This is a genomic window from Reyranella sp., assembly GCF_050185545.1.
In the GTDB taxonomy this organism is placed as follows: Bacteria; Pseudomonadota; Alphaproteobacteria; order Reyranellales; family Reyranellaceae; genus Reyranella.
Window position 1 is genome coordinate 1 of sequence record NZ_JBFWZI010000362.1, and the last position, 2,924, is coordinate 2,924.

At 69.2% G+C, this 2,924-nt stretch carries 2 protein-coding genes; one reads left to right on the forward strand and one right to left on the reverse strand.

The window, feature by feature from the left end:
- Nucleotides 1–1,223, reverse strand: a 1,223-nt coding sequence (locus AB7O82_RS38045) for a serine hydrolase domain-containing protein (protein WP_428621941.1), incomplete at its 3' end; no start/stop codon positions are given.
- 592 nt (nucleotides 1,224–1,815) lie between these two features.
- Here AB7O82_RS38045 and AB7O82_RS38050 point away from each other — a divergent pair.
- Nucleotides 1,816–2,924: FAD-dependent oxidoreductase (locus tag AB7O82_RS38050; protein ID WP_428621942.1), on the forward strand; the 1,109-nt coding region annotated here is incomplete at its 3' end.

Sequence of the window (2,924 nt, forward strand, 5' to 3'; positions counted from 1 at the left end):
TAGGCGCCGCGCTCGAACTCGTCGCAGACGGCCAGCGCCATGGCATCCGCGAACGGCAGGTATTGCATCATGATCACGCCCGCGATGCTGCGCGCGGGGTCGATCCAGAAAAAGGTGTTGTTGATGCCGCCCCAGCTCAGGCTGCCCGGGGAGCGCTTGCCGGGTATCTGGTCGGCGGTGATGAGGAAGCCGAGTCCCCACTTGTCGCGACCATCGGCGATGAAAGTGAAGTGGGCGCTGCGCGGCAGCGCCGACTCGAGCGCGGGGACGGGAACCTCGCCGATGTGATTGCGGCCCATCAGCGCCACCGTCTCGGCCTCCAGCACGCGCGCCCCGTCGAGCGCGCCGCCGTTCAGCAGCATGCGCACGAAGCGCCCGTAGTCGCTTGCCGTCGAGGCGAGGCCGCCACCGCCGATCGGCGCCGCTATCGCGAGCCCCGGCTGCGGCTCCTGCAGCTCGATGGCGCCGTCCATGCGCTCGCCGGCGCGCTGCTGTTGCGCCACGAGCCGCGGCCCTTTCGCCTCCGGAACGTTGTAGAAGGTGTCGTCCATCCCGAGTGGCGCAAAGATGTGCTGGCGGAAATACTCTTCGAGCTGCTGGCCGGACAGCACCTCGACCAGCCTGCCGACGACGTCGGTGCCGGTGCTGTAGTGCCAGCGCTCGCCCGGATCGAACAGCAGCGGCCCACCGAACGGATAGGCTTCGCCGGCGCGCGGCTTGAAATCGCGCCAGGTCGCGCTGGTGAACGGATAGGCCAGGCCCGACGTGTGCGTCAGGAAGTGCCGGACCGTCGCCGGTCTCGACGCCGGGCGAAGCCGGTAGTCGCCGCTCGCCGCGTCGAACGATTCGAAGACCTTCAGCCCGGCGAGCTCGGGCAGGTATCTCTCGGCCGGGTCATCGAGACCAAGACGCCCCTGCTCGACGAGCTGCATCAGGGCCAGCGACGTGACCGGCTTGGTCATGGAGGCGATGCGAAACAGCGCGTCGGTCGTTAACGGGCGGCCGGTGGCGACGTCGGCGACGCCGAAGGCGCTCTGATAGAGCACGCCCTCGCGATCGGTGACCAGCGCGACCACGCCGGGCACGTCTCCGCGCTCGACCGCGCCACGCAGGCTCGCGTCGAGCGCGGCGCTTCCCGGTGAATCCTGCGCGCTCGCCGTTCCGGCCAGCTGAGCGGCCGCGACGCCCATGGTGCCGCCAATTCCGGCGGTCGTTCGAGTCATGGATGCCTCTCCCTTTGCCTATTGCGCGCGGCCCCGGCAACGCCACAGGGCATTCGCATATGGAAAGTTTATTCCGTCATCCCGACCGGGAGCCGAGCGTAGCGAGGCGCAGTGGAGGGACCTTTCTTCATGCAGCATCAGTAAGAAAGGTCCCTCGACTGCGCCGCCAATGGCGCTGTAAACAGCGCCTGATCGGGCCGCTCCGCTCGGGATGACGGTGTCTTTTCCATATGCGAAAGCCCGGCCAAACGCAAAAGGCCAATGTCCGCCGCTGATTCCCGCGCTCGATACAACTCGGGCGACCTGGGCGCGAGCAGCACCTGAACGGGCGGCGCTGGCCATGATGTGCCCCTGGTAGGTATCGGATGTGGATGGTGTTAGTAGTCTCGTGACCGCAGGTCGCGACCTTTCAGGCATCACCAGAGGCCGAGCGGATGGAGTGCGCAAGCCGCGCGGCGGATGTCCGGCAAAGGCCCAATGTCATAGCCGAGCCGGCGACCTCGGAGGCGAGGCTGCCGTCAGCAACGTTGGAGGGGAGGCAGAGATGGGCGAACGGGCGCGCTTGAGCCGGCGCGGGCTGTTGCGGGCCTCCGTGATCGGCGGCGGCATGCTGGCAGCGGCCTGTTCGCAGATGCCCGGTCGATCGTCCTTCGAGGCCGCGCCGCCGCTCGTGCCGATCCGCGCGCGGAGCGACCGGATCATCGACATCGCCGTCTGCCTGCGGCCGTTCCGCCCCGCCGGGCCGCGCGTCGAGGCCGAGCGCCTGGGCGATACGCTGGTCGTGCACAATTACGGCCATGGCGGCAGCGGCTGGTCGCTCTCCTGGGGATCCAGCGCCCGCGCGGTGCGGCTGGCGATGCAGGCCAATCCCAACGAGGTCGCGGTGATCGGCTGCGGCGCGCTCGGCCTCACCTCGGCAATCCTCGCCCAGCGCGCCGGCGTGCGCGTGACGATCCACGCGCGCGATCAGCTGCCGCTCACGACCTCGGCCAGGGCGACCGGCGAGTGGACCCCGGACTCGCGCATCGCGCTGGTCGACAGGGCCGCACCGGACTTTGCGACGCTGTGGGAGGACATGGCGCGAACCGCCTACAAAGCGCACCGCAACTATCTGGGATTGCCGGGGGCTCCGGTGGAGTGGGTCGATCAATACAGCATCACTCCGCCCGCCCCTCCTGCCGGCGCCAACAGGGCCGGCGCAAGCGGCTCCACCGCTCCGGGCCCGGCCCTGGACTTCGCCTCCTACCGCAGGCGCATTGCCGACCTGACGCCCAGATGGCGGCGCGTGTCGGCCGACTCCACCCCTTTCAGGGCGGCGGCCGTCGCCCGCAGCGAGATCATGATCTTCAACATCGCCGACTACGGCCACACGCTGCTCAACGACTTCTTCATTGCCGGCGGCCAGTTCCGGCGCGCCGACTTCGGCTCGCCCGCGCAGATCGCCGCCCTTGGCAAGCGAGTGGTCATCAACTGCACGGGCTACGGCGCGCGGGCGCTGTGGAAGGACGAGACGCTCGTCCCGGTGCGTGGCCAGATCGCCCGCCTCATCCCACAAGCCGACGTCCGCTACGGGGTGGTTTACAAGCACATCCTGACCGTGCCGCGGCGCGACGGGATGGTCGTCCAATCCTTCGCCGGCGGCGAGATGGAAGGTTACGGCGTCACCGACGAGACGCCCGACCGCACCGAGGCGGAGCGCGC